General features: G+C 72.0%; 16 protein-coding genes. 9 read left to right on the top strand and 7 right to left on the bottom strand.

The genetic code is table 11. The annotated features are described in order from the left end of the window. Positions 1-109 precede the first annotated feature (109 nt). A complete protein-coding gene (manA, locus tag BOSE127_RS06535) occupies positions 110-1,318 on the bottom strand; it encodes a mannose-6-phosphate isomerase, class I (protein ID WP_071252171.1) in 1,209 nt (402 codons plus the stop codon). 66 nt (positions 1,319-1,384) lie between these two features. On the opposite strand from manA, the gene BOSE127_RS06540 reads away from it, so the two are divergent. Continuing rightward, on the top strand, positions 1,385-2,764 hold the full coding sequence (locus tag BOSE127_RS06540) for an O-antigen ligase family protein (protein ID WP_017888797.1): 1,380 nt from the start codon (positions 1,385-1,387) through the stop codon (positions 2,762-2,764). A 13-nt stretch (positions 2,765-2,777) separates the two neighbouring features. Here BOSE127_RS06540 and BOSE127_RS06545 read toward each other — a convergent pair whose 3' ends face one another. Then, on the bottom strand, positions 2,778-4,130 hold the full coding sequence (locus BOSE127_RS06545) for a hypothetical protein (RefSeq protein WP_071252173.1): 1,353 nt from the start codon (positions 4,128-4,130) through the stop codon (positions 2,778-2,780). A 92-nt stretch (positions 4,131-4,222) separates the two neighbouring features. Between BOSE127_RS06545 and BOSE127_RS06550 the strand changes: the two genes are divergently transcribed. Continuing rightward, positions 4,223-5,524: an O-antigen ligase family protein gene (locus tag BOSE127_RS06550; protein ID WP_056070899.1), complete on the top strand. Its 1,302-nt coding sequence runs from the start codon at positions 4,223-4,225 to the stop codon at positions 5,522-5,524. 155 nt (positions 5,525-5,679) lie between these two features. On the opposite strand, the gene BOSE127_RS06555 is transcribed toward BOSE127_RS06550, so the two are convergent. After that, on the bottom strand, positions 5,680-6,426 hold the full coding sequence (locus BOSE127_RS06555; protein ID WP_017888795.1) for a polyprenol monophosphomannose synthase: 747 nt from the start codon (positions 6,424-6,426) through the stop codon (positions 5,680-5,682). After that, positions 6,423-8,909, bottom strand: a complete 2,487-nt coding sequence (locus tag BOSE127_RS06560; RefSeq protein WP_042538799.1) for a glycosyltransferase — start codon at positions 8,907-8,909, stop codon at positions 6,423-6,425. Before BOSE127_RS06560 ends, BOSE127_RS06555 begins: the two co-directional genes overlap by 4 nt. A gap of 138 nt (positions 8,910-9,047) precedes the next feature. On the opposite strand from BOSE127_RS06560, the gene BOSE127_RS06565 reads away from it, so the two are divergent. Next, positions 9,048-10,334 carry a glycosyltransferase family protein gene (locus BOSE127_RS06565; RefSeq protein WP_159556656.1) on the top strand — a complete coding sequence of 429 codons (1,287 nt, stop codon included), beginning with the start codon at positions 9,048-9,050 and terminating at the stop codon, positions 10,332-10,334. 80 nt (positions 10,335-10,414) lie between these two features. Here the strand turns inward: BOSE127_RS06565 and BOSE127_RS06570 are convergent, their stop codons facing one another. Then, positions 10,415-12,907 (bottom strand): hypothetical protein, encoded by a 2,493-nt coding sequence (locus BOSE127_RS06570; protein ID WP_159556658.1) that lies wholly within the window; start codon positions 12,905-12,907, stop codon positions 10,415-10,417. A gap of 77 nt (positions 12,908-12,984) precedes the next feature. Further along, entirely contained in the window at positions 12,985-13,590 is a 606-nt protein-coding gene (locus tag BOSE127_RS06575; protein WP_159556660.1) for a hypothetical protein, read from the bottom strand. 189 nt (positions 13,591-13,779) lie between these two features. Between BOSE127_RS06575 and BOSE127_RS06580 the strand changes: the two genes are divergently transcribed. The 6 genes from BOSE127_RS06580 to BOSE127_RS06605 all read left to right on the top strand — a co-directional run bounded on the left by BOSE127_RS06580 (position 13,780) and on the right by BOSE127_RS06605 (position 19,768). Beyond that, positions 13,780-14,682 carry an ABC transporter permease gene (locus BOSE127_RS06580; RefSeq protein ID WP_017888790.1) on the top strand — a complete coding sequence of 301 codons (903 nt, stop codon included), beginning with the start codon at positions 13,780-13,782 and terminating at the stop codon, positions 14,680-14,682. A gap of 3 nt (positions 14,683-14,685) precedes the next feature. Beyond that, on the top strand, positions 14,686-15,915 hold the full coding sequence (locus BOSE127_RS06585; protein ID WP_017888789.1) for an ABC transporter ATP-binding protein: 1,230 nt from the start codon (positions 14,686-14,688) through the stop codon (positions 15,913-15,915). A 59-nt stretch (positions 15,916-15,974) separates the two neighbouring features. After that, positions 15,975-16,991, top strand: a complete 1,017-nt coding sequence (locus BOSE127_RS06590) for a glycosyltransferase family 2 protein (protein WP_159556662.1) — start codon at positions 15,975-15,977, stop codon at positions 16,989-16,991. 74 nt (positions 16,992-17,065) lie between these two features. Continuing rightward, positions 17,066-18,217 (top strand): glycosyltransferase family 4 protein, encoded by a 1,152-nt coding sequence (locus tag BOSE127_RS06595; protein ID WP_159556664.1) that lies wholly within the window; start codon positions 17,066-17,068, stop codon positions 18,215-18,217. After that, positions 18,214-19,068, top strand: coding sequence for a glycosyltransferase family 2 protein (locus BOSE127_RS06600; RefSeq protein ID WP_042538805.1), 855 nt, complete (start codon positions 18,214-18,216; stop codon positions 19,066-19,068). Before BOSE127_RS06595 ends, BOSE127_RS06600 begins: the two co-directional genes overlap by 4 nt. Before the next feature lie 160 nt (positions 19,069-19,228). Beyond that, positions 19,229-19,768 carry a DUF805 domain-containing protein gene (locus BOSE127_RS06605; RefSeq protein ID WP_042538807.1) on the top strand — a complete coding sequence of 180 codons (540 nt, stop codon included), beginning with the start codon at positions 19,229-19,231 and terminating at the stop codon, positions 19,766-19,768. 53 nt (positions 19,769-19,821) lie between these two features. Here the strand turns inward: BOSE127_RS06605 and BOSE127_RS06610 are convergent, their stop codons facing one another. Further along, positions 19,822-21,669 carry a glycosyltransferase gene (locus BOSE127_RS06610; protein ID WP_159556666.1) on the bottom strand — a complete coding sequence of 616 codons (1,848 nt, stop codon included), beginning with the start codon at positions 21,667-21,669 and terminating at the stop codon, positions 19,822-19,824. Between the last annotated feature and the right edge of the window lies 1 nt (position 21,670).

Consider the following 21,670-nt stretch of genomic DNA (forward strand, 5'->3'; position numbering starts at 1 on the left):
AGCGGGTCCGCGCCGCCGCGTGCGGTTCCGCGCCGGTTCCGCGACGGCGTCCCCGGCCAGGACGCCTGTCATGGGCGTGGGTCCTGGACGCCTGTCCTGGGCGCCGGTCCTAGGCGCCGGTGGCGATGAACACCGTCGACGTGATGCCGTCGGACGAGTCCGCCTCGACGGTCACGTCGCCCTCGTCCGGCGTGATGAAGCACGACTCGCCCTTGCGGAGCAGGGTGGCCGACTGCGCGCCGACGAGCGTGACGACGCCCTCGGTGCAGATCGCGATCGACGGTCCGACGAGCGGCGCGACCCCGCCCGTGCTCAGGCCGGCCGGGCGGCCGTCGCCGTCCACCCGCAGCAGCGCGAAGCCGACGCCGTCCGGTGCGAACCGGTCGACGCCGCCGGCGATGCGCTCCGGCTCGAGGACCGGGGCCGGGTACGCGGTGAAGTCGAGCACCCGCAGGAGCTCCGGCACGTCGACGTGCTTCGGCGTCAGCCCGCCGCGCAGCACGTTGTCCGACGGCGCCATCAGCTCGATGCCGAGCCCGTCGAGGTACGCGTGGATGTTACCGGCGGGCAGGTACATCGCCTGCCCCGCACCGAGCGTCACACGGTGCATGAGCAGGGAGACCACGATGCCGGGGTCGCCCGGCCAGCTGGTCGCCAGGTCGCGGACGGTCGCGGTGTTCGGGGTGAGCAGGTCGTCGTCGAGGGCGACGGCCAGGTCGCTCGCGGCCTGCACCACGGCGAGTGCGGACTCGTCGGCGGTCTCGAGCCAGCGGACGGTGTCCTCGAGCCCGTGCAGCAGGTGCACCTCGAGCGGACCGAGCCGTCCGGTGCCGGCGTCGAGCACGCGCACCTCGGCGAGGGTCTCCTCGACGGGGCGGAAGCCGCTCAGCGCCTCGAACCGCTCGCTCAGCGCGACGACGAGCTCGGGCTTCGGGAACGGGTCCTTGTAGTTGCGAGCCGGGTCGTCGAGCGGGATGCCCTCGCGCTCTTCACGGGCGAAGCCCTCCGCCGCCTGCTCCGGGGTGGGGTGCGCCTGCAGCGAGAGCGGTGCGGCCGCCGCGAGCACCTTGAGCAGGAACGGCAGGTCGGTGCGGTCCGGACCGAGGGCGGTCTCCGGCTCGTCGGCGATCCAGTCGCGGAGCGTGTCGGCTCCGCCCACCATGGCGGGGTTGACGACGACGCTGGGGCTGCCGGCGTGGGCGCCGAGCCAGAGCTCCGCCTGCGGGGCACCCGTGACGGTGCGGCCGAGGAGCTCCGGGATCGCGGTGACCGAGCCCCAGGCGTAGTCGCGGGGGGTGTTCGTGATGCCGAGGAACATGGGCCAGAGCCTACCGGCGCCGCCGAGGGAGTCCTGCGGACGGCGACCGGCCGGTACCCTGGCGTCGTGACGAACACCTGGCCGCTGGCGCGCGGGGCCGTACCGGAGCGCGAGGCGTTCGCCTTCGGGGCGACGACCCTGTTCGTGTTGTTCGCGGGCGACGCCGTGCCGAACACCCTCACCTGGGTCGGGGCCGGTGTCCTCTGGGCCCTCGTCGCCGCCTGGGGCACCACGATCCTGGTCCGGGCGAAGCCGCCGCTCGTCCGCACCCCCTGGGCGCTCTGGGCATTCCTCGGCTGGTGCCTGGTGACGCTGGTCTGGTCGCACTGGCGGTTCGCGACGATCTCGAGCCTGACCGTGCAGGTGATCTGCGCCGCGGTGGCGTTCACGATCGCCTCGACCCTGACGTGGCGGCGGATCACCGACGCCATGAGCCTCGCGCTCCGCTGGGTCCTGATGCTCTCGCTGCTGTTCGAAGCCGTCGTCGCGGTGTTCGTCCGCCACCCGATCGCGCCGATCTGGACCGACTACGGCGACCGCGACGTCCCCGACGCGTTCTACTTCTCGCGCGCCGAGCTCTTCACCGGTGGTCGGATCCAGGGCCTGCCGGGCAACGCGAACCTGCTCGCCATGGTCGCCCTGCTCGTCGCGATCGTGGTCGCCGTGCAGTTCGCCGAGGGCCGGATCCGCCGCAACCAAGCGATCGGCTGGCTCCTCGTCGCCGCACTCGGCTTCGTCCTCACCCGCTCGTCGACGGTCATCGCCGCTGCCCTCGTGGTCGCCGTGGTCGCCCTGGTCGCGGTGTGGATGCGCCGTGTGCCGACCGAGCGCCGCACCCCGCGCTACCTGCTGCTCGCGGTGGGTGCGATCGTCGTCGCCGTCGCCGCGGCCGTGCTGCGTGGTCCGGTCTCCGAGCTGCTCGGCAAGGGCTCGGACGCCACCGGTCGGGGCGAGATCTGGGGCAAGGTGCTCGGGCTGATCGACCAGCACCCCGTGGGCGGCTGGGGCTGGATCGGGTACTGGTGGCCCGGCATCCCGACGCTCGCCGACCTGGCGCACCGCAAGGGTGTCACCTACCTGCAGGCCCACGACGCCTACCTGGACGTCTGGATGCAGACCGGCATCATCGGCCTGGTGCTCTTCGCGATCTACGTGGTGACGACGCTGTCGCGCTCGTGGGCCTGCGCGACCCGCATCGGGTACGACGCCACGCTGCGTCCGCGGTCGTTCGACCCGGTGTCGCTCCTGCCGCTCCTGGTCGTCGTCGCGCTGCTCGTGCAGTCCGTCGCCGAGTCCCGCCTGCTCTACCAGGGGAACTGGGTGCTCTTCGCCCTGCTCGCGATCAAGACCCGCATCGTGCTGACCGGCGAGGAACCCGTGTCCACCGGCGACGGCCCCCGCACGCCGCTGGCCAAGCGCGAGTTCCGCTGGGCCGGCACGCGCTGACCCGGGCGCTCCCTCAGCGCGACAGCCAGGAGCACGCCACCGGGGACGACCACGGGTTCGACCGCACCCGGGCGACCTCGAGCGACGGGTCCTCGTCGCACGCCTCGACCGCCGCCGGCAACTGCCCGGCCCACACCGGGCCGTCGCTGCGCCGCGTGTCCGCCGGCGCGACGTGCAGCACGGCCGACGCGACGACGGCGGTGACCACGCACCAACCGGCCAGCGTGCCGACGAGGCGACCCGCGCCTCCTGTCCCTGCCGCCACACGCGACCAGCGGGGCGCGTCCACCAGCGCGGCGGCGGCGACCACCGCGGCGCTCACGAGCAGCAGGCCGGCAGCGGCGGCGTAGCGCTGCGGCGGCAGGGCGGCCATCGCGCTCACCGGCGCGGACCAGCGGACGCCGGCACCGTGGTTGGCGAGGACGGCCACCCACCACACCGCGACCGAACCGGCGGCGAGTGCCGTGACCATCCACCGGGTGCCTGTCGGCCCGACGACCACGGCCGCCACCAGGACGACCAGCAGCAGGGCGGCGGGGACCAGGACCACGGCCCAGCCGTGCTCCACCACCGCCGTCAGCGCGGCGCCGAGGTCCGGACCCCAGGCACCCGCCACGGGACGCAACAGGTACCCGGCGAGCACGTCCACGACCGCCGGCGACCCCGTGGCCAGGGCACGCGGGTTCGTCAGGGCCGTGACGCCCTGCGCGGCCAGGGCGACGACCACGACGACCGTGACGGGCAGCGCGGACCACCGACCGGATGCGCCGGGCGTTCGGCCTCGGGGCGTCCACGCGAGGAGCAGCAGGGGCGCGAACAGTGCGGTGAGGGGTTCGGTGAGCACGGCGACACCAGCGACCACGGCGAGCGCGCCAGCGCCCCACCAGGAGCGGCTGCGGAAGGTGAAGACCCACGGCACCAGGACGAGCAGGAACCAGTGCAGGTTCGCCGCGTTGCCGCTGATCTCGTACGGGGCGAGCGGCAGGACGACGGGGACGGCGGCGAGCACCAGCCGGAACGGCCACGGGCGGACGACGTCGCGGGACAGCACGAACACCAGGGCGCAGACCCCGCCGACCACCGCGCAGGACGCCAGTGCCACCACCTGCGCGTACCGTTCGGGCGGCAGCGCGTAGCCGAGGTCGACGATGAGCCGGGGCAGCAGGTGCAGGTAGCCGGCGTAGGGGTGCAGCAGCGTGTCGACGGGCCCCATCGCGATCCGTTCGCGCAGGAACACGCCGCCGTCCTCGGCCCAGACGGTGTTCCGCGTCACCGGACCGAGGCGGTACCAGGCCAGTGCGGTCGTGAGCAGGCCGACGAGGACCGCGACGAGCGGGACGCCGACGACCCTGCGCGCGACGTCCATTCGGTGAGGATAGATCGCTCATCGCGCATCGTCGATACAGCCACACCGCGATGTGGTGTGCTCGTCACAAGGTCGTGCGCCAAGATGGACGCGTGACGGACGGCCGGGTGAGCAGACAGGTGCTCGGGCGCCGGTACCTCTCCGCCTGGATCGGCTTCTCGGCCGGTGGACGGTTCAGCCAGGCGCTCGCGACGGTCATCGTGCTGTTCGGGTTCGGCCAGCCCACGGTGGAGACACTCGTCGGTCAGGCGGGGACCTGGGCGGTGCTCGTGACGCTGTTCGTGCTCGCGGGGCTGAGCCTGCTGGGACAGCGCTACCGGATCGAGTGGCACGGGGTCCTCCCCCTCTCGCTGTTGGCCTTCGTCGGCTACTGCGCGTTGAGCGTGCTGTGGAGCGAGTACTCCTGGTTCGCGCTCCGCGGGCTCGTGCAGACCGTGTGCTTCATCGGCCTCGGGCTGTACCTGGCGCTCGGCCGCGACCTGGTGCAGGTGATCCGGGCCTCGGGCGACGCCTTCCGGATCCTGCTCGTGACCGCCCTCGGGCTCGAGGTCCTGTCCGGCCTGGTGCTCGACGTCCCGTTCCCGGCGTTCGGCATCCGCGGTGACATCGCGTACGGCGGCCCGATCCAGGGCATCGGCGGCACACGCAACTTCATGGGCTTCATCGCCGCCATGGCACTGGTCACCTTCGTGGTCGAGTTCCTCACCCGGTCCGTCACGCTCTGGCGCGCGATCGCCTCGACCTCGCTCGCCGTCATCGCCCTGATGCTCGTGCAGTCCCCCATCACCGGCCTGGCGATGATCGCACTCGCCGTCACCGCACTGGCGCTCTGGTCACTCCGGCACGCGCGACCGGCGACCAGACCGGTGGTCAACGGCGTCCTCGGCGCGGTCGTCCTGCTGACCCTGGCCGTCGGGGTGCTCGCGCGGCACCGGCTGCTCGCCGAGATCGGGGCGGCCGGCGGCACCGCGACGCGCACGGACCTGTGGTCCCAGATCCGGGTCCTGGTGGAGCGCTACCCGATCCAGGGCTGGGGCTGGGTGGGGACCTGGCCGACCGAGCCGGTGGTGCCGTACGTGACGCTCATCGACCCCGCCGGCGTCCGCTTCACCTCGGGCCTGAACGCCTTCGTGGACGCCTGGCTGCAGATCGGCTTCGCGGGCACGCTCATCCTCGGGATCACGGCGCTGCTCGCGTTCGCGCGGGCCTGGGTGACGGCGACGACGTTCCCCGGGGTGGCGTACGTGTGGCCGGCCGCGGTGCTCGTGCTGCTCGCCGTCACCAGCACGGCGGAGAGCTACCTGCTGCACGGTGCGGGGCTGATGTTCTTCGTGACGGTGCTCGTGATCGCCGCGCGGCGGCGCTCGTGGCGCCGGCACCTGCCGCGCGTGTAGCGACGGACCGGAGGCCCGTGGCGGCCCCGCACCGCGCCTCCAGGCCGTCACGCCGAACGTTCCGGGCCCGCGCATCGTGAGCAGGAGTGGTCGCCCCGGCGGACGGGACCCGACCGTTCCTGTGCACGAAGCGATCGCGCGCTCCGGGGCCCGCGCTACGGGCGCGTGCGGCGACCGAGACGGCGCTGCACACCCCACCGGGTGACACGGAGCATCGCCTCGACCACGATGGACCGGCTCATCTTGGAGACCCCGTGCACGCGGTCGCGGAACCGGATCGGCACCTCGACGATGCGGCCGCCGAGGGCGTCCACGCGCAGCGTCATGTCCACCTGGAAGCAGTACCCCTTCGAGTCCACCGACCCGAGGTCCATCCGCGCGATCGCCGACGAGCGGTACACGCGGTACCCGGCGGTGATGTCGCGCACGTCGAGGCCGAGCACCAGGCGGGCGTAGGTGTTCGCCCCGCGGCTGAGCGCCTGGCGTCGGAGCGGCCAGTCGACGACCGAGCCACCCGGCACCCAGCGGGACCCGATCGCGAGCAGGACGTCCTCGGACGCGGTCACGGCGTCGATCATGGCCGGCAACCGGTCGGCCGGGTGCGAGCCGTCGGCGTCCATCTCGACCAGCAGCGGGTAGCCGCGCTCCAGACCCCACCGGAAGCCGGCGACGTACGCCGTGCCGAGCCCGGCCTTGCCGGGGCGCTGCAGCAGGTGCACGCGGTCGTCAGCGGCGGCCAGCGACCGCACGATGTCCCCGGTGCCGTCCGGGCTGCCGTCGTCGACGACGAGCACGTGGGCACCGGGCACCGCCGCCAGCACGGCGGCCGTGATCGCGCGGATGTTCTCGGCCTCGTCGTAGGTCGGGACGATGACGAGGGCGGCGGTGTCCCCCGGGGTCACCGGTTCAGGCGCCGCTTCACCTTGCCTGCGACGCTGCGGGGGCCCTCGGTGCGCAGGTAGTGCACGGCGCGACCGAGGTCGTAGCGGACACCGGAGAGCTTCTTGCGCTCCGGCACGCGGACGCGCATCTTGTGCGGCTCGATCGAGGACGTCGTGTCGCGCACCGACTTGTCCGCAGCGCGGATCGGGTTCCGGCAGAACTCGACGAGCGGGGCGAGGACGTTCTCCCACGTGAACTGCTCGCGCACACGGTCGACGTTGCCGATGAACTCGGTGCGGGCCTTCTTGTCGAAGAGCGCCGTCTCGAGCGCGGTCGCCAGGCCGTCGACGTCCTGCTCGTGCACCGCGATGCCGAGCTTCTGCTCCGCGACGAGGTCACCGAACGAGTCGCCGGCCGTCGTGACGATCGGCAGACGTGCCCACAGGTAGTCGAGGATGCGGGTGCGGAACGAGAACGTCGTCTCGAGGTGCTCGTAGTGCGTCGAGACGCCGGCGTCGGCCTCGAGCAGGTAGGCGCCGCGCTCCTCGTACGGGATCCACTGGTCGTTGAAGAACACGTGCTTGCCGGTGAGCCCGAGGGCGTCCGCCTCGGCGCGGACCTTCGCCACGATGTCCATCTCGGGGACGTCGGGGTTCGGGTGCTGCACACCCATGAAGAAGAGCTTGACCGACGGACGGCGCTCGGCGAGCCGGGCGATCGAGCGGACCAGGGTGATCGGGTCGAACCAGTCGTAGATCCCCCCGCCCCAGACGACGAGCTTGTCGTTCTTGCCGATGCCCGGCACGACGCCCTTGACCCGCTGCTGGTCGTGCACCGGCGGGGTCGAGGACAGGCCGAACGGCACGACGCCGATGAGCGAGCGCAGGTCGGCGTCACGCGAGTACGTGCGGGCGTTCACGCGGCCGGAGCCGGCGAGCTGCCCGAGCCAGAACATCCGCTGACGCTCCGAGGCACAGATGAAGTAGTCGCCGAGCTCGAGCTGGTGGTTCAGCGTGTCCGAGGCGTCGAGGATCTGGCGGTTCCACTTGTCGACGTCGTCGCTGCGGCCCTGTTCGAGCTGCTCGAGGTGCAGCGGGTCGTAGACGTCGACGACCAGGATCTTGCTGGTCGACTCGAGCACGGGGAACAGCCGGAGCGCGTGGCCCTGCACGATGATGACGTCGGCCCAGCCCTCGTGCTCGACCATCTGGCGCGGGTGGCGGTGCGGGACCGTGACGACCTCGTACGAGGGGTCGATCGGCGACGAGCGGGTGAGGCTGACCACGCGGACGTCGTGCTCCGATGCCAGCTGCTTCGCCATCTGGGTGGCACGGATCGCCGGACCGGCCATCTTCGCGCCGATCGAGTCGCCCGTGATGATGAGGACGCGGCGACGGGTGCCGACCTCGAGCACGCCGAGGGAGTGCACGATCTTGTCGTAGCCGGCCAGGTAGTTCTCGATCGGGTACGCGGGCTCGTCGCGGTTGCCGAACAGGCGGAGGAGCTCGCGGTCGGACCGGACACGGGTCGCCTGGATCTGGCGGCGGGACTCGGTCATCGACGGCAGCTGCTCGACGAACTGGTCGACGCCGTAGATGCCCGCCATGCTCGTCTTCGGCACCGGGATGGTGGGGACGCTGTCGTCGCCGGGGTTGCGCAGGTCGAGCTCGGTGGAGTCGAGCTCCCCGCGGCCCACGGCACGGCGGACGGCGAGCGCCAGCGAACCGGGCAGCGCCGCGGCGAGCTGTTCGTCACCGAGGTTCTTGTAGAGCGTGAACAGTGCGTTGCGCTCGAGCAGGTAGGTCTCGCGGAAGTCGCCGAACTTGTTCATCGACGCGTGGTGCTTGTGGAACGCGACGGACTTCGGCTGGTACCGGAAGCGCCAGCCGAGCAGGTTGAGCCGCCAGCCGAGGTCGACGTCCTCGTAGAACATGAAGTAGCGGTCGTCGAAGCCGTCGAGCTGCTCGAAGAGCTCGGCGCGGATGAACATCGCGGCGCCGGTGCCGAACAGGACGTCGGTCTCGCTCTCCCACCGGCCGGTGTCCGGCGACCCGGCGAAGGGCTTGTAGCCCATGCCGTACCAGGTCATCGCGGCCTCGGTGAAGTCGACGTTGACGCCTTCCCAGTCGAGGACCTTCGAGGCGACGGCACCGATGTCGGCACCGGAGGCGAACGTGGCCATGGCCTCGCGCACCCAGCCGGTGTCCGGACGGGCGTCGTTGTTGAGGAACGCCACGACCTCGCCGGAGGACTTCTCGACGCCGAGGTTGCACCCGCCCGTAAACCCGAGGTTCGCACCAGCGTCGATCAGGGTGAAGTCGAGGGACGAGGCCTTCAGCCGACCGAGGTGCTCGGGGCCCGAACCGTTCTCGACGACGATCACCTCGAGCTTGTCCTGCGGCCAGTCCTGCTTGCGGAGCTCCGCGATGCTCGTCAGGGTGTCGTCCGTGCCCTTGTAGTTCACGAGGATGACGGAAACGACTCCCGGCTTGCGCTCTGTCACGCGAGTTCCTCCAGCAGCTGCCGCGCACCGGGCGCGGGTAGGTGGCTCGGCCAGCGGGGTGCCGCGGGCCGATGACACCCTACAAGGCGCGCCCACGGACTCCCTGCCGCCGCTGCGGATTCGTGCAGAATGGCGTGCGTGACCGCTGTGATCCCGAGCACCCCCATGCCCTCCCCCCTCCGCGAGGACTACGCGGCCCTCGCGGCCGACGAGCACGCCGAGGGCCCCCGCGGCACGATCCGCTTCGCGGTCTCGACCGCCGATCCGGCCGAGGGCAAGGGCGACCTGTTCGTCGCGCTCGGCCTCGCGCGGGCACTCCGGGCCGAGGGCTGGGGCGTGGCGATGTGGCCGTTGGCGCGCTGGGGCGAGGAGCTCCCCGCCGACACCACCGTCGTGGTCAGCATGATCGAGTCCTTCGTGCCCGGCTACGTCCCCGCCGGCACCGCCCTGGTGGCGTGGGTGCGGAACTGGACCGCCAAGTGGGCAGCCCTGCCGTACCTGGACGAGTTCGACGCCGTCTGGACCTCGTCCGAGGCCGCCCGCGACGCGGTCGCCGCGGCCTACAGCGGCCCCGTCGAGGTCGTGCCGATCGGCGTGGACACCGAGCTGTTCACCACCGACGCCACCGCACCGCGCGAACGTACCGACCGCGCCGTCACCACCGTCAACTTCTGGGGTGTCCGCCGCCGCGTGCAGGACGTCCTGGCCGAGGTCGCCCCGACCGAACCGATCGTCTGGTTCGCCGCGAACGTCGACCACGTCGAGGCCTCGGCCGGCGTCGAGCTCCGCCCAGCGGTGTCCTACTTCGCGCTGCCCGAGGTCTACCGCGCAGCCGGTTTCGTCGTCGACGACGTGATCGAGCCGGCCGCCGAGTACGGCACCCTGAACTCCCGCCTGTACGAGTCGCTCGCGTCCGGCGCGCTGCCCGTCACCGACTGCGCGCTCGGGCTCGACGAGCTCGGCCTGTCCGACGTGCCGGTGTTCGACGACGCCGACTCGCTCGAGCGCGTGCTCGCGATGCCCCGCGACGAGCGCACGGCCCTGGTCGCCCGGCTCCGCGCCGTGGTGCTCGAGCGGCACTCGTTCCGCACCCGTGCCGAGCAGGTCGGCCCGTCGCTCGACGCCGCCGTCGCCGCCGCCTCGGGTCGGAGCGGCGAGCGTGGGGCGTTCCTGCGCTGGGCCACCGCCCAGCGCGAGACGCTCCGGCAGGCCGAGCACGACCGCGACGTCCACCTGTCCGGCGTGCACGACATCAACGCACGCCTGGTCGCGTCGGAGCAGCAGGTCGGCGCGTACGACACCGCACGCCGCCGGGCCGAGGCGGAGCGCGACCAGATCGCGGCCCGCTTCGAGGGCCTCACGCGCTCGCCCGAGTACCGGCTGCTGCACGGCGTCGGTCTGATGGCGCGGCGCGCACGCCGCTGACGGCGGTCGACGCGACCAACGGACGGACGGGAGACCCGGTACCAGCTGGTACCAGGCCTCCCGTCCGTCGTGGTGACCGTCTACTGCACGGTGACGGTCTTGGTGCCGAAGCTCTTGTAGGTGCCGCTCGGCAGGTCCTGGAAGTAGACGCGCACGGTGTGCGTGCCCTTCTTCAGCCCGGTGAACTTCCGCGACAGTCCCACGTCCGACCCCCAGTCCGGGTGCGCGGCCTGCACGTCGGTCCGGGTCGCGTTCGCGGTGCCCGGCGAGACGGCCACGCCGTCCAGGTGGATCTTGTAGCCGACCGGGTCCCAGACGTCCGGGTCGATGGCCCAGCCGGCGACCGTGATGGTGCCGACGCCGCCGGTGACCGACTCGTACAGGCCCTTGACCGAACCGGTCTTGCCCGTCTTGCCGGTGGTGGGCGGGTCGGTGACCCGCACGCTCTTCGTGCCGAAGCTCTTGTAGGTGCCGCTCGGCAGCTCCTGGAAGTACACCCGCACCGAGTGGGTGCCGGCGGTCAGCCCGGGGATCTTCAGGGACAGGCCGACGTCGGAACCCCAGGCGGGGTGCACGGCCTCGACGTCGGTCCGCTTCGCGTTCGCGGCTCCGGGGGCGATGGCGACACCGTCGACGTGGATCTTGTACTGCACCGGGTCCCAGACGTCGGGGTCGATCGCCCAGCCGCGCACCGTGGCGCTGTTCACGCCGCCGGTCACGGACTCGTACGCGCCCTTGACCGAACCCGTCTTGCCCGTCTTGCCCGTCGTCCCCGACGCGTCGGGTTCGGCGGACGATGCGGCGGTCACGGTCACGGACTTGGTGCCGAAGCTGACGTACTTGCCGCCCTGCAGGTCCTGGAAGTAGACGCGCATGGTGTGCTTGCCGGCCTTCAGTCCGGTGAGCCGGAGCGTCAGGCCGACGTCCGAGCCCCAGGTGGGGTGGTCCGCCGCGACGTCGGTGCGCGTGGCGTCCGCGACACCGCTGTTCGTGCTCACGCCGTCGACGTGGATCTTGTACTTGACCGGGTCCCAGACGTCCGGGTCGATCGCCCAGCCCCGCACGGTGGCCGTGCCGACGCCGCCGGTGACGGAGTCGTACGAGCCGCGGACCTTGCCGGTCTTGCCGGTCTTGCCGGTGGTGGGTGCGTCGACGACGACGGACTTCGACGCGACCTTGACGTACTTCGTGCCGGGCTTGTCCACCACGTAGAGCGTCACCGCGCGCTTGCCGGCGGACATCCCACCGATCGTCTTCGAGAAGCCGAGGGTGCTGCCGACGCCCGGGTAGACCTTCGCCACGTCGGTGCGGGTCGTGTCGGCCGTGCCGGTCGCCTTGCTCACGCCGTCGACCAGGATCTTCCACGAGCCGGGCTTCGACGAGTCGGGGTCGAGGACCCAGCCGCTCGCCGAGATCGTGCCGACGCCGCCGGTCACCGAGTCGAGGACGCCCTTCGGCGCTTCACTCGTGACGGTGCGGGTGTAGCAGCCGAGCAGGGTGTTGCCGCCGCGGCCCTGGTTGATGGCGTACGTGCAGACGTTGTGCTTGCCGAGGCTCAGCCCGGTCAGGGTCGTCGAGAACCCGTGCCGGGTGTTGTTCGCCCCGAGGGTGCCCGCCAGGTCGCTGCGGTTCGCGTCGGCGGTGATGGTCTTCGCGCCGTCACCGTCGACGTAGAACGCGACGCGCAGGGGGTTCGTCGTGTCGGGGTCGGCGGCCCATCCCCGGACCGTCAGGGTCGAGGTGGCGGTGGCGGTCACCGCGTCGACGTTGCCGACCGGGTTGCCGCTGCCGCTGGAGGCGCCGAACCAGTCGGTGTACATGCGCCAGAAGTTGCGGTTGCCGTAGGCCGAGCAGCCGTCGCCGCTGCCGTAGAGGTTCGACATCGCCGCGGCGTTCGGCGTGTACGGCGTGTAGATGTAGAGCGCCGCGGTGGCCTGGTTCTGGATGTAGACGGACTTGCGGCCGCACGCGGCGTTCGGGTTGAGCAGGATCGAGTTCGTCCGGCCCGCCTGGTACGCCCACGAGGTCGGCGTCGCCTGGTACCGCTTGAACTGCAGCGCGGCGGCGTAGACCTGCTGGCCGAAGCCGAAGTACGCCGGGTCGCACGGGGCGGTGTCCGGGCACGCGAAGCCGGTGGCGTGCAGGTACATGTAGGACGTCGGCGAGGACGTCGTCACGATGCCCTGCTCCTTCTGCAGGAGCACGAGCAGCACCTTCTGGCTGATGCCGCACGCGGCACCGACCTGGGCGATCATTGTCGCGGCGCTCTTGGTGCCGCCGGCGATGGCCTTGCACCGGCCGGAGACCGCGCCGATCGAGCTCATCTTCTGCGAGAAGTCCTTCAGGCAGGCGGGCCCACCCGAGGCCTTGCGGCAGTTCGGTGCGACGCTCGTCAGGAACGACTGCACGGCGGCGGCGCTCATGGCCGAGCCGTTGTAGAAGTTCGCGTCGCTGATGATGTTGCCCGGGTCGAAGTCCGAGGCGACGGCGGCCGACGCCGATTGGGTCGTGGTCTGCTCCGAGAGCACCGTGCCGAATGTCAGACCGCTCACCGCGACGGCGAGGGACGCCACCAGCGCGAGGGAACTGCGGAGGGACCGCCGGACGGGGCGGTCATCGCTGTCGGGACGGGGGGAACGGGTGGGACGCATCACGGGACCTCGGCGGTCAGGGGGTCGGACGTCGTCGACGCGGAGCCGATGGCGTAGGTCAGGGTGACGGACCAGGTGCCGCTCGGCACCTTCGCCGCGGGGAACGACACCTGCGCGCAGTTCACCGACGAGGCACTCGCCTGCGCGGTGCTCGTGGCCTTCCGCGTGACGCCGTTCTTCGTCGCGGTGAAGGTGCACTTCCCGCTCGTGTCGGTGGTGCCGGAGACCAGGCCACCGGCCTGGAGCGTCTTCGAGCCGGTGTCCCAGCCGGCGTAGGTCACGACGGCCGTGGCCGGGAACTCCGACGGGTCGGTGTCCGGCTGGTTCGTCGCGCCGCTGCCCGGGAACGGACCGGGGGTGTCGTCGTCGCCGGCGCCGGAGTCGGTGCCGCCGTCGCCGGACGCACCGTCGGTCGGCGAAGGGGCCGCTCCGGTGGGTGCCGCGGTCGCCGAGGCGTCGCCGGTCGGGGTCGCACTCGGGGTGCGCGTGGCGGAGGCCGACGGCGACGGGGTGGCGTCGTCGCCACCACCGGAACAACCGGCCACGAGGAGACTGAGTGCACCGACCACCGCGAACGCAGCGATCGGCCTGGATGCGAGGAGCATGCTGACGGGCCGTCCTGAGGATGTTGACAAGGGTCCGGGTTGCAACAACGGTAACTCGAAAGTGAAGGTTGAGGGTTGGATCGGCCGGAATCACCCCCACTCGGGGTGCACGACGGCCGTCGCCCAACCCCGCCACGCGGGCCCGGTGAGTATGCTGTTCCGGTCCTGCCCCCACGAACGAAGAGACGTATGGTCGACCAAGCCCGCATGACCGCGCTCGCGAAGGAACCCCTCGTCGTGATCGGCGCTCCGACGAGCGCCTTCCGCGGAACCTTCCGCGAGCTGCGCGACGTCTTCCGGCAGCGCGAGATGCTCGGCATGCTCGTCCGACGTGACCTGAAGGCCCGGTACAAGGACTCGGCACTCGGGTTCGTCTGGACGCTCGTGCGCCCGCTGACCCAGCTGCTCATCTACTACTTCGTCATCGGCAAGGTCCTCGGCGCCGCCAACGGCATCGACAACTTCGCCATCTACGTCTTCACCGGCCTGACCGCCTACACGCTCTTCAGCGAGATCGTCGCCGGGTCGACGGGCTCGATCGTCGGCAACTCCGGGCTGATCAAGAAGGTCTACGTCCCGCGCGAGGTCTTCCCGCTCGCCAGTGTGGGCGCGGCCCTGGTGAACTTCACCATCCAGTTCGCGATCCTGCTCGCCGCGACGGTCGTGATCGGGGTCTTCCCCTGGCACGAGGGCCTGGTCTACCTGATCCCCTCGCTCGCCGTCATCCTGGTCTACGGCGCGGCCATCGGTCTCGTACTGTCCGCGCTCAACGTGTACCTGCGCGACGTGCAGTTCGTCATCGACGTCGGCCTGATGGTCCTGCTCTGGGCCTCGCCGATCGTCTACTCCTACGCGCGCGTGGTCGCCACGGTGAACGCCGACTGGCTCATCACCGCGTACACGAACAACCCGCTGACGCTGGCGGTGCTCGGCCTGCAGAACGCGATCTGGCTGCACGACCCGGCCGACGTCACGTACCCGGAACACCTGATGCTGCGGCTGGGGATCGCCTTCGTGATCGGGCTCTTCTGCCTCATCGGTGCGCAGCGGATCTTCTCCCGCCTGCAGGGCAACTTCGCGCAGGAGCTCTAGACCATGGCCATCAGCACCCCCGTCGCCCCGACGACCACCGGCGACACCGCCGACCGTCCCGACGTCATCGTCATCGACCACGTGCGCAAGCGCTTCACGGTGCGCAAGGACAACACCCTGCGCGAGCGCATCGTCACCCTCGGTCGCGCCGGCCGCAAGCACCGCCAGGACTTCTGGGCCCTCGACGACGTCACCGTGTCGATCCAGGCCGGCTCGACCGTCGGACTGATCGGTCAGAACGGCTCCGGCAAGTCGACCCTGCTCAAGGCGATCGGCGGCATCATCCAGCCGACGTCCGGCACGGTGTCCCGCCGCGGTCGCCTCGCCGCGCTGCTCGAGCTCGGCGCCGGGTTCCACCCCGACCTGTCCGGCCGCGAGAACGTGTACCTCAACGCGAGCCTGCTCGGCCTCAGCCGCAAGCAGACCGACGAGAAGTTCGACGACATCCTGGCGTTCTCGGGCATCGGGGACTTCATCGACACGCAGGTGAAGTTCTACTCATCGGGCATGTACGTGCGGCTCGCCTTCGCCGTCGCCGTGCACACCGACCCCGACGTGCTGCTCGTCGACGAGGTCCTGGCGGTCGGTGACGAGGCCTTCCAGCGCAAGTGCCTCGACCGCATCCGCACCTTCCAGGAAGCCGGCAAGACGATCATCATCGTCACGCACTCGCTCAGCCAGGTGCAGGAGATGTGCGACCGCGTCGTCCTGCTCAACAAGGGCAAGGTGCTGCACGACGGCGACCCCGTGCAGGCCGTGAGCATGTTCCGCGAGGTGCTCGAGGAACGCCGCCAGGGCGAGCTCAGCACCGACGTCGCCGTCGGCCGCGGCAAGGTCCTCGGTGCGAGCGTGCACGTCGACGGCAAGGAGCCCCGCGCGGACGTCATGCCGGGCGACGACCTCGTCGTGGACATGGAGTTCGAGCACCTGGACGGCATCGCCGACTGGGAGGCCGCAGTGCAGATCAACAACGCCGGCGGCCAGGTCGTCTACGGCACCACCACCGGCATCATGGGCCTCGAACTGCACCCGCTGCACGGCCGCCGGAAGCTCCGTCTCCGCATCGCGGACACCGCCTTCGGCACCGGCAAGTACTTCATCAACGTGTCGATGATGGACTCCGCGGGCCGCCACCTGCACGACATGCCGGAGTGCGACTCGTTCGAGGTCCCCTCGTTCGGCAACGCCGTCGGCACCGTCTACGCGCAGCCCACGGTCGAGGAGCTCGACTGACCCCGGTCGACGGCGACACCGGGGCCCGTGCCGTCGGCGCTCCCCGAGCTGACGACACGTTGCGCACCGCCGTCGTCGTCGTCAACTGGAACCGCGCCGACCTGACCACCGCGGCCGTCCGCGCCGTGCTCGACGAGGGCACCGCCGAGGACGTCATCGTCGTCGACAACGGGTCGTCGGACGACTCGGTCGCCGTGCTCCGCCAGGCACTGCCGGACGCGACCGTCGTCGCGCGGGACGACAACGGCGGGTTCGCGGCCGGAGCGAACACCGGCATCCGGCACACGGACGCCGACGTCGTCGTGCTCCTGAACAACGACGCCGTGCCCGCGCCGGGCTTCGTCGCGGCGCTCCGCGACCACCTGGCGCACGCCGGGCCCGAGGTCGCGGCGGTGACGGGCCGCATCGTGCTCGCCGGACGCTGGACGGTCCTCCCGGCCGGTGCGGAACCTGCACCCGATGCGCGCGTGCTGCGCGACCACGACGGGCGGCGCTGGACGCCGTCGGCGGACGGCGAGGTCCGGCTCAACTCGACCGGCGTCCGTGTCGACCGCGACGGCAACGGCATGGACCGCGACTGGTTCGCCCCCGTGGACCGGGTCGCCGACTTCGACGTCTTCGGGTTCTCCGGCGGCGCCTCCGCGCTGCGGCGCACGGCCCTGGACGACGTCGGCCTGCTCGACGAGTCGCTCTTCATGTACTACGAGGACACCGAGCTCGCCTGGCGGCTCCGCCGCCGCGGCTGGCGCGTCGAGCACGCCGCCGACGCGGTCGTCGAGCACGACCACTCGGCGTCGTCCGGCGTGCAGAGCGACTTGTTCGTCTTCCGGAACGCCCGCAACCGCATCGTCGTCGCCCTCTGGCACGCCCCCTGGCCGACCGTCGCGCGGGCGACCGTCCGGACCCTGGTGCGCGGCCTGCGCGGGCTGGCCTCCGGTCGCACCCGCCGGGAGGCGCGGCTCGTCCTGGCGGCGTTCGCGGACGTCGCGGGGACCCTGCCGGTCCACCTCGCGCGCCGGCTGCGCGAGACCCGGCGCGCGTCCGTCCCGCGCCGCCGCGTGGACCCGGGCGCATGAGCGCAGCGGGCTATCCTGGACACTCCCCCGTCGACGGCCACGGCCACGACGCCCCCGCCCGGAAGGAACCACGCGTGCCGCAGCTCACCGTCCTCGTCGACGGGACCGCGGTACCGCAGGCGCTCGGCGGCGTCGGACGCTACGTCGAAGGGGTCGTGTCGCACCTGACCGACCCGTCGCTCGACGTCCACCTGGTCGTCCGTCCCGTGCACGCCGCGCACTTCCGCTCGCTCGCGCCGCACGCCACCGTGCACACGGCGCCGGCGTGGACCGACTCGGTGCCGCTGCGGTTCCTGTGGGAGCAGACCGGACTGCCGGCACTCGGCCGTCGGCTCGGTGCGCGGGTGCTGCACTCCCCGCACTACACGTTCCCGTTCGGCTGGCGCGGCGGGTCCGTCGTCACGCTGCACGACGCCACGTTCTTCTCGAACCCCGAGTGGCACTCGCGCCTGAAGCGCACCTTCTTCACGTGGTGGAGCCGTCGTTCGCTGCGCACCCGGCCCGTCGTCATCGTGCCGAGCGCGGCCACCGCGACCGAGGCCGCCCGGGTCGTCCGCGGCATCCGTGCCGACGTCCGGGTCGCACCGCTCGGCGTCGACCGCACGGTGTTCCACGAGCCCGACGTCGCCGCGGTCGAGGACGCCCGGATCGCCGCCACCCTGCCCGAGGGCGCTCCGTGGATCGCGTTCCTCGGCACCATCGAACCGCGGAAGAACGTCACCGCGCTGCTCGACGCGTACGCCGCGGTGCGGTCCGCGCGTGCGGCCGGCGGCGCGGACACGCCGTGGCTGGTCCTGTCGGGGGCGCGCGGCTGGGACGAGACCGCGATCGCACGCCTCGACGCCCTGCAGCCCACCGACCACGTCATCGAGGCGGGGTACCTGGCGCTCGAGGACCTCGCCGGCTTCCTCGGCGGTGCGGACTTCGTCGTCTACCCGTCCCTGGGCGAGGGCTTCGGCCTGCCCGTGGTCGAGGCGATGGCCTCCGGCGCCTGCGTCCTGACCACCCGGCGGTTGTCGCTGCCCGAGGTCGGTGGCGACGCGGCCGTCTACACCGAGCCCGACGCGACGGCACTGGCCGCCGCGATGACAGCGCTGCTCGACGACCCGGCGCTCGTGGCCTCGCACCGTGCGGCGGCGCTGGCGCGGGCGGACGAGTTCACCTGGGACGCCACCGCCGCCGTGCACGTCGAGGCGTACGAGTCCGTCGGTGGGGGGACGCGGTGATCCGGGTCGCGGTGCTCACGGTCACCTACAACACCGGTGAGACCATCCGGCCGTTCCTGGCGAGCGTCGCCGGCGCCTCGAAGGACCCGGTCGCCGTCGTCATCGCGGACAACGGCTCGGCCGACATCGACGCGCTCCGGGCGATCGGTGAGTCCTACGGCGCCGTCGTGGTGTCCTCCGGCGGCAACCGCGGGTACGGCGGCGGGATCGACGCAGCCCTGAGCGCCCTCGACGACGTACTGCCCGACGTGCGACCGGAGTTCCTGCTCGTGACGAACCCCGACGTCGTGCTCGGCGAGGGCTCGATCGACGAGCTCGTGGCCGCGGCCGACCGGATGCCGTCCGGTGGGTCGTTCGGCCCCCGGATCCTCGACGACCAGGGCGAGACCTACCCGTCCGCCCGGCAGCTCCCCTCGCTTCGCACCGGCCTCGGCCACGCGGCGTTCTCGCGGTTCTGGCCCGCGAACCCGTGGAGCCAGCGGTACTGGTCCACCACGAAGGTCGTCGAACGCGAGGCCGGCTGGCTCTCGGGTGCGTGCTTCCTCATCCGCACCGACCTGTTCCGCCAGCTCGGGGGCTTCGACGAGTCGTACTTCATGTACTTCGAGGACGTCGACCTCGGGCAGCGCATCGGTCGTGCCGGCCGGGCGAACGTGTACGTGCCGTCGTCGGTCGTCACCCACACCGGTGCCCACTCGACGTCGTCCAACCGCCGCCGCATGGAGATCGAGCACCACCGGAGCGCGTACCGGTTCCTGTCGCGGAAGTACCGGGCGTGGTGGCTCTGGCCCCTGCGGGTCGCCCTGCACGCAGGCCTGTCGCTCCGCGCCCGCTGGGTGACGCGCAAGTAGCCCCCGCCCACCGGTGGCCCCGGTCGCCCAGGTCGCCCAAGTCGCCCAAGTCGCCCAGGTCGCAAAACACCGGTGTCCACGTGTTACACCGCGATCTGGGAGTGTTCGACGTGCGAACACCGGTGTCTTGCGGGTACCCGGCGCCACTAGGCTCGGCGCCGTGCAACGTGATCCCGGACCCTGGCTCGGCTGCGGCCCGATCGACGCCGCCCGCCGCTACTGGACCGGAGCCTTCACGTTCCGCAGCGGCCGTGCGAGCCGCGCCGAGTTCTGGTGGGCACGCGGGGCCGACCTGCTCGTGGTCTGGCTCGTGCTCACCCTCGTGCCGATGATCACCGGTGTCCGGGGCGCCGACGACTCGATGACCGACTTCCAGAACACCCCCGGGTTCCTCGGGATCGGACAGTCCGTCCTGACCCTCGAGGGCAGCGACCACGGATGGCGCATCCTCGCCGAGGGCTCCCCGTCGCAGTGGGTGCTCTTCGCGTGGTGCATCGTCACCGCGATCCCGAACCTGGCACTCGGCGCACGGCGGCTCCGTGACATCGGGACCCCGGCGTGGATGGCGTTCTTCGGTGCCTTCCCGGTCATCGACTGGTTCCTCCTACTCGGCGCGCTCCGACGTAGTTGGCGCCCGACGCTCCCACCGGAACCGGACCCGTCAGGCGCCGAACTCCCTGTCGCCCACCGCGCCGCCTGACCCGCCTGAGCCGAACCCCGCCCGCGCCGGAACCTGGTTCGCGAGGAGTCGGGTCAGGAGCGGAGGCGGGTGCGTTCGGTTCGAGCTGCCTCGAGCAGGACGGCGGCACGGGCGTCGAAGGAGTGCTCGGCGGCGATGTACTCGGCCACGACGGCCCGCTCGGCAGCAGTCGGCCACGCGTACGACGGGTCCAGCAGCGCGGCGAGTTCGTCGCGGGAGCGCGCGACCGCGAGCGTCGGCACGTCGAGCACGTCGGACAGCCCGGCGACCTCGTCGGTGACGACGACTCCCCCGGACGCCAGCACGTCGAACACCCGGTTCGACACGAAGCCGCCCGCCGCCATGTCCGGCCAGTGGTCGTTGAGCACCACACGCGCCGAGGCGTAGGCCGCCGCGACCTCGGGCCGGGTCAGCGACGATTCGCCGAGCGACTCCGCGGGGACGACCTCGTCCCACCCCGGACCGTGCACGCGCAGGTCGGCACCGAGCCCGACCGCGTCGGACACGATGGGGCGCGCGGCGCCGCGGGTCGAGCCGACGAACACCACGCGGTCGGCATCGGGGCTCGTCGCCGCCCGCGCGCCCGGGTGGAACACCGCGGGGTCGGTCGCCTGCAGCAGCGTCCGGACCGGCACGCCCGAACGATCGGCCGCGGCAGCCGCCCACACCGGACCGGCCGCGAAGGCGACGTCGAACGACCGCAGCTCGGTGTCGGCGACGTCAACAGGGTGGCTGATCACCCAGAGCAGGTTCACCGAGGCGGGGTTCGGCGGCACCCGATCCAGCCCGCGGATCACCAGCGTCACGTCGTCCGCAGCATCGTCGTCGCGCACGTGGGCGTCCCGCCGGTCGATCCGGACGCGCTGCCCGAGCCGTTCGAGGGCACCGGCCAGCTCGGCGGCGAAGTGCACGTCGCCCCACCCGTCGCCCTCCGGCCCGGCAGGCGCGGCGATCTTCAGCGACCAGGCGAGCGTATCGCTGGCGCGACGAGGCGTCTGACGGACCGGGGTCACCGGGCGCGCCCCCCACGGTGGCAACGGCGGCCCGGCGGAGACTGCAGCACCCCGGCCGTCGACCGAGTCCCGTCTCGCATCCCGCCAGGCCGAGAACGCGTCCACGGTGGCGGCGTCGATCGTCCGCCCGGGTTCAGTGAGTCGGACGGTCTCACCGACGTCCTCCACCAGGATCGTGGGACCCGACTGCGGTCGCTGGCGCACAGCGCACGCGTGCGTCCACCCGACGAGCGTCGTCGGCTCGTCCGTGAGCACGGGCACAGGGACGATCGCGGCCCGGGGCACAGCGAGCACGGGCTGATCGGCACCGAACACCGAGTCCCCCGTGCCGAACGGACGGTCGTCCGACCACGGGAGTGCGCCGGGACGGATGAGCAGTGCACCGTTCCTCGCCGAACCGTCCGCCGTGCGCACCGAGGCCTGCACCAGGCGGTGGACTCCGGTCTCGGCGAGTGCCAGGAGACCGCCGGCATCGATCGTCACCGAGGTGTCGACCAGCAGGAGGACCCGTCCGACCCCGGCGGCGAGGCCGGCGTTGATCGCGGACCCCAGGCCGTCCACGGGCACGGTCCGCACCCACGGCAGGCGACGCCCGAACGGGTCGACCGGCGACGCATCGGCGACGTAGCTCACGGCCCGGACGTCAGCGCCACGACCGAAGGCATCGTGGGCGACCGACACCAGCCGGGCGACCTCGGCGTGCCGGTCCGAGCGGGTCGTCACGAGCACCGTGACGTCGTGGTCCAGCCGCGGCAGCGGGTCCGGGAACCCGGCCACGCGGACGACCTCAGCCGTCGTCGCGGGCGCGGGACGGGCCTCCCGGTCGGGGTGGTCGGCCGCCGTCGCGTCGCGACGACGGCGACCGAACCACCCGGAACCGGAGGCCACG

It is taken from the genome of Curtobacterium sp. 8I-2 (assembly GCF_902506155.1).
Lineage (GTDB): Bacteria > Actinomycetota > Actinomycetes > Actinomycetales > Microbacteriaceae > Curtobacterium > Curtobacterium poinsettiae.